Origin of the sequence: Nevskia sp. (assembly GCF_023266035.1) — a bacterium.
Taxonomy (GTDB): Bacteria; Pseudomonadota; Gammaproteobacteria; order Nevskiales; family Nevskiaceae; genus Nevskia.
Genome location: NZ_JAHFRY010000174.1, coordinates 1 through 7521 on the forward strand (window position 1 = coordinate 1; position 7521 = coordinate 7521).

Genomic DNA, 7521 nt, shown 5'->3' on the forward strand with positions numbered 1-7521 from the left:
AGGTGGACGGCTGCATCTTGCGCGTTGTACTCCTCGCGCTGGGCGATGTCGTCGGATAGCTCCCGCGGCACGGCGCCGTAAGTCGTGTACTTCTCGTGTCGGCTGCTGACGCCGAGTCCCGGTCGGCCACCACCACCTCCACCGCCGCCGGCAGCCTCGCGGAACGCTAGCTCCTGCTCGGGGGTGAGCTGAATACCATCGTCGCGTGTCGGTGCTTCGGCTCCACGTGGGGCCGAATGGGGCGCCAGGTCGGGCCCGCGCTTAGCCGAGGCAGGCAGCGGCACATCGAACTTGGAGACGGGCGCAGCCTTCGGGTACGACTGCGGCGACTGCTCGAGCAGCGACCGCAGCTGCGCAGTATTCTCGCTACGGCTCGCCTGCTCCTGCAGATCGCGGTCTGCCTGCGCCATGTCGGTGGCAATGCGCGGCCGAGCAAACACGCCCGCGCCGCCGGCCATGTCACGCGGATCCCCGCCGCCCGGTCCAGCCACTGCGAGCGGCGGAGACGGGGGGCGAACAGCCGGGATCTGCTGATGTCCCATCGCTTCCAGATCGGCAGGCTGCAGAGCCATGGGCATGACGGTGCCGTCCGGCAGATGCAGATCGGTCAGGCCGTCAGCTCGCAGGGAATAGGCCATCAGTACGCCCTTGGATCGGCAAAGCCTGGTTGCGTCGCGTAGGGTCTCAGCCCCGAGCCCTGCAGCGCGTTCAGCTGGCGCTCGAGCTCATCCACTCGCGTCTGCGTCTCGCCGATGGCGGGCGCCAGCGCGAGCGGTAGCCGGGCGGTGTCTACCTGCTTGCCGTGCGGCGTATCGTGCACGTAGGGCGCGGCGCTGGTCTGCTCGAGCTCCTGCGCCATCGTGCCTACTTGCCGACCAGGGGCGGCGCCGACAGCCTTCGGATCCTTGTACTCGTACTCGTAGCCGTGAGCGTTGCGGAAGTCGACACCGGGCGGCTGCTGCTGGCGAGCATAGGCGGCATCGAGGGCCGCGTAGTCGGGAGCCTGCGGCGCGAAGCTCGCGGTTGGGGGCTGCTGCGGAGCGCTGAGCGCCGCCAGCTGCGTCTCGAGCTCACGGATCCTGCTCTTGCTGTGCTGGTCGGACAGCACGCCGCCGTCGAGCCCGCGGACCGCAGTCTTGCTACCGATGTCGGACATGATCGTGTGATTGCCGCCTCCGGTGGAGATGAGCTTCGACTTGGCGACGGTGTGGTTGCCGTTGCCCGTAGCCACCACCGGAACCGTGCTCACGGTATGATCGCCGCCACCCGTATAGGCAACTCCCTCATATGGCGCAACCTTCTGCGGTATTACCACCTGTGGGGTCGGTGTTGGAGCAGCCTGCGCGCTGTAGCCGTTCAGGTAGGCTTGCACCCTCGGATCGAGCGTCGGCGCGTTGAACACGTCGCCCCAATTCGCGGGAGGTGCAGGCGCCGCTATCGGGGCCGGCGCGGCAGCCGCCTTCGCTTTCTCGCGGTCGAAGGTGGTCAGCGGCGCGGTCGTTCGGTAGCGGCCGATCTGGTCAGTGGTGTTCGGCTCCAGGTCGCGCACGGCGCCGGTGTAGGGCGCCACTGCTCGAGTCACCGGTCGACCAAGAGCCGCAAGCACAGCTGCCTGCGAGTCACTAGGGCCAGCCCCAGCGCCGGCCACATGATTCAGCACATCAGCGGGGGCGCTCTGGCTTCCGCGATAGGCGTTGTTCAGCGCGTTGATGGTCTCATAGTAGCTGGCGACATTGCTCGGTCCCTCGCCAGTCACGCCGACCTTGTTGGTGTCGGTATCGACGAGCTGGCTCTGGTCGGCATTGCCAGCGGCAGCGCGCAGATCGAAATTCTCGTAGGCGCGCGCCGTCTTGGGGTCGAATTCAGCGTATTTGCCGGGCTGATCGGGCTTGTAAGCGACCGAGACCGGCGATAGCGAAGCCGGATCGCCACCCAGCGCGCGGATGTTGGTCTTGGCGCGCTCATCGCTGGACAAGTCTCCGCCGCCGCTCGGAGTGTAATGGCTGGCCGTGGTGATGTTCGCGTAAGGCGAAGCTGAGCTGCTCGAACTTCCGCCGCCGCTATCCCAATTCGCGGCAGCATTGGCGACCGCCCCAAGGCCAGACGCCGCCATATTCATGTTTGCCGCTTGATGCGTGTTCGCGTTGTTCTGATTCGCGATGTTCGTAGCCGTCTGCGAGGTGGCCTGCCCGAGGTTCGCGTTCAGCTGCGCCGTCTGCATGTTCTGACCCTGCTGCTGACCGAACTGATAGGCGTTCTGCCCCTGCTGATTGGCCTGCATGCCGAGGCCCTGCTGCTGCGCACCGAGCTGGTTGTAGAGCCCTGTCGTTTGGTTGTTGATCTGTTGCTGGCTCTGACCGAGCGCCGCATTCTGCGCCTGCAGCCCTTCGTTCCCGCTGCGGATCGCCGTCGACTGATTGCCGGCCTGGCCCGCAAGCGCCCCCGCTCCGCCGTAGGCATTGCCCGCGCCCTGCAGTGCACCGAGTTGGAACTGGTTGTAGTTCTGCTGCTCCTGCAGCCGCGCATTGGCTGCCGCTAGGTTGGTCTGCTGGTTCAGCGCCGCGTTGTTGAACATGGCCTGATTCATCGAGGCTTGCCCCGATCCGAGCGAGCGACCCGATCGTGCCTGCGAGAGCTGCTGAGCCATCGCGGCGTCCTGCCCCTGACGCAGCTGCGCCTCGGCATAGCTCGCGCCCTGCGGAGCCGTGCCCATCTGGGTGAGCAGGTTGCCAGTATCGGTCATCTGCTGGCCGCTAGCGTTCGTGGCGCCAAGTGCCTGCAACTGCCGCTGCTGGTCCGCTTGGTTGGCCTCGATCTGTTGCGGCCCGCGAAGCTGTGCCGCGTTGCCGATATCAAAATTCCCGTTCGCCTGGTTGTAGAACGCAGCCTCGCGCGCATTCTGCGCCTGCTGCTGACTGAGCCCCTCGGAGTACTGCAGCGCCGCCAGGTGATTCGTCAAGTCGGAGCCATTGCCCGCCGCGAACTGTGCGGATGGGGCCTGCGGGGCGGAGTTGTCGCCGCCGCTGAATAGACCGGCTAGGCCGCCAATGACTCCGCCAGCCGCCGCGCCCCACGGCCCCAGCGCCGCACCCGCCGCTGCACCCGTAGCCGCTCCGCCGAGAGCGGCGCCACCGTTCAGATTCTGCGAGGTCGAGCCCACGTTTTCGCCACGGTTCTGCGCCGCCTGTTGCTGCAGCGCCAGCAACCTCTGTGCATTGTCGTCAGCCATCAAACAATCCGATCTGCGGGCTTGTTGAGCCGCGCGCCTTCCGGTGCACCATTTTCCAATGCCATAGCGATCAGCGCAACGCCTTCCGTGGTGCTCGATTCGCTGATTTCCACCCGGAGCGAGCTGATTGAGCGCTGCTCCGTCGATCCAAGGTCGGTCAGTAGCGTGCTGAGCTGCCCCGGAGTGGTGTCTGGACCGACGCCAGTATACACGCGCGTCGCGTTGTGCGCGGTACCGCGATCGCTAACCTTGCCAACGGTCACGGAGCACGCGCTGCGCAGCTCCAGCAGTGTCGAGAGCCGCTGAACGCTACCTTGCTCGGTCGGGCCAAACGGGCGGATGTCACCCGTGCGAATAAACATCGGGATAGCCGAGCCGTTGTCGTCAAACGCGCTGTTCGTCACTCGCAGGCTTTGCGCCGCATTGCTTGCCATGGCGACCTCGGAGTTAAGCCAATTACCCATGCAAGTAGGAGCGAACACCGACAAGACGCCATCAGTCAGGGTATCGACGCTCCAGGATTTGTGCACCAGGTCATAGACGAGTTGAACGCCAAAGGTGGCATCGGCGGCAGCAACACAGGACCACCGCACCGACTGCTCGAGCGGCTTCGTCATCGTCACACACCCAGTAACGAATGGGTTGGCGGCGAGGTCGTCCATCACGGAGTCAACGGCTACCGGCGTACCGAACCCGCGAGGCAGCAGGTAGAGCCCTCGCGAAGTCTGGAAAAACGTCCCCTCGTCGACCGTGATCACGCTGCGAGGCTCGATGCACCCGAGCGCGAACGGAAGCCGAGCGAGTGAGCCGAAGTCCCCCACGCCGTCGTCAGTCGGCCCCTCACCGCTGCTGATGTAGATGCCCTCCGCGGTGAACGTGACCAGCGCATCCATCCACGCCACACCCGTGCAGGGCGACGGCAGCACCACCTTGAAGGCGTCGCCATCGCAGAACGTCGGCGACTGGTCGCCCTGGATAAGCTTCGAGGCCGTCACGATGTCGGGGCGGATCTGACCCGCCAGGAACACGCGCCCAGCCCCCGAGCACCCGAAGCGCGAGGCGGGCGGAAAGCCATTCGCGAGCTGCTGCCCGACCTGCGTGTAGAGCGCCGCTTGCACAGCGAGAGTAACGTCAGAGATGGCGTCCACGAACGAGAGCGACGCGGCCGAGTTGTCATTCGGGAGGACAGCGCATAGGTAGAACGTCTGCCCGTCCGCGAGCGTGCGGTAGATCTCAACCTGTGAGTTTTTGCGAGCCGACAGCAGCAGCGACGTGACGGCGATGGTGTTCGAGTTTTGAGCGCCGCCCATCAGGATCTTGACCGGCGTAGCGGGCGCCGAAAGCTCGGAACGCCCGGAGTCCGACCGGCTTCGAAATATCGCCGTATAGTAATAGGTCTTCGAAGGCGTCAGCGCCCCCGCTGCGCCCGGTACCGGTACTGCCAGCTGCGGGGCATGCACGAATCCCTCCTCGACTGGGCCGCGATCATCAACGCGCGTAAATGCGCCCATCGGCACGAACTGCGTGGAATCGGCGGGGAAGCTCTGAAGCCCGCGTCGAGCCGCTACGTCGGTGTAGTGTGTGGTCTGTATGACACGGTATTCGTGGCTGGTCAGGACTCCGCCATTGGGAATCGCGAACAGCGACGGGATCACAGTGGCGTAGGTGGCACCGGTTCCGATCTGGGTGACGCCGGGCAGCCCCGCGAGCTCGAGCATCCCCGTCGTGGAGTCGGCTCCGGTGATCAGGTCCTGCGCCGACAGCTCAATCGGGGCCATCAGCATGCCAGCCGGAGTCATCGACGCAGGCGCAGGCAGCCGCAGCAATGTCGCGGCGCCGCCGTTGACGATAGCTCCCGCACCTGCGACAACCGGGCTGACGATCAATTGGCACCACATATAGGTGGTCGCCCCGATCGCGAAGGGGACCGCAGCCGGAGCGGCGCCGTTTTGGGTCAGCGTGTTCGCTCCCGCTACTGCCCCCGTCGACACGTCACGAATCTTGAACTGCGCAACGAATGGGACGACCGCGGTAGCCTTGATCGCGTGGACCGTCCGCACGTCGCCCGATGGCAGCAGTACGAGCAGCGGGCGAGCATTGTCGGCCGCGCTGATGGTCGCCGTACCCGTCACGCCACCAAAGCCGGTCGTGTAGACGCGGACCTTGCTCGTGGTGATGGCGGCGAGGTTGTAGCCAACGTAAACCGGCGTCGAGGGCGAGCCCACGATCGAGATCGCGGTGATGGGGTTCGCCTCGACGAAATTGAACGTCGAATTCACCGCCAGCGCCGTGGTCAGCGTTCCAGCGTCCATGTTATTGCCGGCTCGACTGACGGCAAACAGGCATAGCGTCGCCGAATAGGGCGTCACATCGTACGACAGGATACCGGCGCCAGTGATGGCGACCTCGGCACCGAAACCGCCCGCTAGCGTCGTCAGCACGCGCCCCCGGATGCTGGTCGTACTGAAGTCGTAGTAGGTCAGCGCGAGCGTCGAGCCCATCAGCACGAGCCGAGGCCACCTGATGCCGCCAGCGCCCGCTACCACGGCGCGAAGCTCGAAGAAAAACACGAGCGTCTGGTCGTTCGGATCAGTGGCGGAAATGCGCAGCTGCTGATCAGTTGCCGTCGAGTCAGTTGCCTGCCCCACGGTCCACAGATAGCCGAGTGCGAACAGCGTGGCGCATGGCGTTTTCAGCTGCAGTCCCTTGACGGTGAGCGGGAAGAACGCGCGATCGGGAAGCCAGCCGCTCACCGCGCCCGGAACCTGTGCGGCATTGGCGGAAGCGGTAGCGGAAGCGGCCACGAATGCGCCCGCCGTCCGGTCGTAGCGGTTGCACTGATCGTCAACGATCGCGAATCCAGGCCCCAGGCAGCGGTATTTTCCAGCCGTCGAGCTCAGATTGGTCGAGCTGATCGCCGTGTGGCCCCAGCGCTTCCCCCAGCGACCGGTTTTGCGCATGCGCGCGTTCGACACCGCGCTCAGCTGAGGCAGCGGCAGCACCGTGCGCTCGATGCCCTCGTTTTGGCCCTGCTCGAAGACGGCGGCCGTAAGCTTGACTTTCGGGTCGCCCATCAGCTGTTTACCAACCAGTTCACGCCGTCGAAATACAGCCAATAAAGGCCGACATTCGCGATTGCTATACTTGCGGCCTGGTTGATTTTCACCGACACCCCGCTCGATGTTCCGGCGGGCGCGATGGTGAGAGTATTCGCCGCCACCTGCTTGGCGAACGTCGCGAACCCGGGCACCCCAGGCCGGTCGAGCGTCAACACTAGGTTGCCCGTCGTCGTGTCGCACAGCGCGAGCTGGCCGACGGTGAAGCTTCGAAGCGGAGCGGCCGCGCTGAACGAGAGCACACGCATGCCCGGCATCGTGTCGGCTCGAATCGATGCCGTCTCGGCCGCGACGTTGTTTTCCAGCGTAGAGAGCTGCTTGCTGAGTAGCGGCAGATTCTCGGTAACGAACTGGCGGATCTGCTTCAGCATCAGATCCACCGCCGATCAGCCGCCCACTCGGGGAACTGACGGTAAGCGTCGATGTCGACGATCTGCGGCGTCGCCCCCTGCGCGCGCTTGTCCGCCATCTCCTGCACGCGGTCGCGCTCGAGCTGGAAAAGCTGCATCAGGTCGCTGGCATCGAGCTTGGCGATCACGCGCATCTCGATAGCGGCCTTGAAGGCGATGATTTTCTGCCAGCCGTTCACGGTCGTGAAAAAGTCGGTCGTTAGGTTGACCAACGGCGTGAATGCCGGCACATAGCGCAGCGTCGCACCGATCGTCGTCGTCGGCACCGGCAGAAACTCGATCTGCGAGGTCAGCGTCGAGCCGCTCGCTAGCGACTGCACGCCCTGCACGCGGTAACCCTTCGGGGTGCGGCGTCCCCAGGTCTGGAAGTTCATCAGCCGCATGCGCTCAGCTTGCTCGAACGGCTGTACGTACTCCCAATCGTCCGACTGCCACGGTAGGTGGATGGTCTGCGCCTGGTAGTAGTCGGTCGGCAGCGCGTAGATGCTCGTCCCGGGCACGACGTTGATCGTCGCGTCCTTGACGTAGTACTCATGTCCGCCGCTCGCCACGAGCAGGTCGTAGAGCTCCGCAATCGCGCCGTTGATAAGCGTCGTTGCCGACCCCGAACCAGCGTCAGGGATGAACGCATTCGCTCCGCCCGGACGCTGGTCGGAATAGAGCCGGGCGAGATCGATCAGCCCTTGCAGATTGATTTCACTCGCCACGGCTCTACCTCAGGATTCGTCGGACTTGTACTTGCTCTGGCAGTTGAGGACGAACGTTT

The 7521-nt window shown here is 65.0% G+C and carries 4 protein-coding genes and 1 pseudogene; all 5 read right to left on the bottom strand.

Annotation, left to right across the window (positions count from 1 at the left end):
* Window positions 1–638, bottom strand: a pseudogene (locus Q0D45_RS19665) (hypothetical protein); the annotation flags it as partial.
* Window positions 638–3229, bottom strand: a complete 2592-nt coding sequence (locus Q0D45_RS19670) for a hypothetical protein (protein WP_293397044.1) — start codon at window positions 3227–3229, stop codon at window positions 638–640. The pseudogene Q0D45_RS19665 and the gene Q0D45_RS19670, both read right to left, overlap by 1 nt.
* Window positions 3229–6303: a hypothetical protein gene (locus Q0D45_RS19675; RefSeq protein WP_293397047.1), complete on the bottom strand. Its 3075-nt coding sequence runs from the start codon at window positions 6301–6303 to the stop codon at window positions 3229–3231. The genes Q0D45_RS19670 and Q0D45_RS19675 overlap by 1 nt, the downstream gene beginning before the upstream one ends.
* Entirely contained in the window at window positions 6303–6716 is a 414-nt protein-coding gene (locus tag Q0D45_RS19680) for a hypothetical protein (protein WP_293397050.1), read from the bottom strand. The genes Q0D45_RS19675 and Q0D45_RS19680 overlap by 1 nt, the downstream gene beginning before the upstream one ends.
* Window positions 6716–7462 carry a hypothetical protein gene (locus tag Q0D45_RS19685; protein ID WP_293397052.1) on the bottom strand — a complete coding sequence of 249 codons (747 nt, stop codon included), beginning with the start codon at window positions 7460–7462 and terminating at the stop codon, window positions 6716–6718. The genes Q0D45_RS19680 and Q0D45_RS19685 overlap by 1 nt, the downstream gene beginning before the upstream one ends.
* Window positions 7463–7521: the final 59 nt, after the last annotated feature.